General features: G+C 58.3%; 1 protein-coding gene. It reads left to right on the top strand.

Annotation, left to right across the window (positions count from 1 at the left end; translation table 11 throughout):
* Positions 1-46 precede the first annotated feature (46 nt).
* On the top strand, positions 47-357 hold a 311-nt coding region (locus ASV53_RS26690; RefSeq protein ID WP_275657135.1), incomplete at its 3' end, for a pyridoxal-phosphate dependent enzyme.

Here is a 357-nt window from a genome sequence, read left to right as displayed (position 1 = left end):
CGGTAATACCTCTGCCTCGGCATCGGCTTACGCCTCCCGAGCCGGCATGACTCCGGTCGTGCTCCTTCCCCAGGGCAAGATTGCAGCTGGCAAACTCGCCCAGGCTGTTGTCCATGGCGGTCGAATCATCCAGGTTCTCGGCAACTTCGACGATTGCCTGCGTATTGCCCGCGAGCTGGCCGAGAATTTCCCGGTCTACTTGGTGAACTCGATCAATCCGTACCGCATCGAGGGACAGAAAACTGACGCCTTTGAGGTCGTTGACGTTCTTGGTGACGCTCGTAATATCCACGCGCTTCCGGTGGGCAACGCAGGCAATATCACCGCGTATTGGAAGGGTTACCGCGAGTACGTAGC

Source organism: Photobacterium sanguinicancri, from assembly GCF_002265265.1.
GTDB lineage: Bacteria > Pseudomonadota > Gammaproteobacteria > Enterobacterales > Vibrionaceae > Photobacterium > Photobacterium sanguinicancri.
Note: the sequence above shows the minus strand (reverse complement) of the source record. Positions and strands in the feature narration are given on the sequence as shown.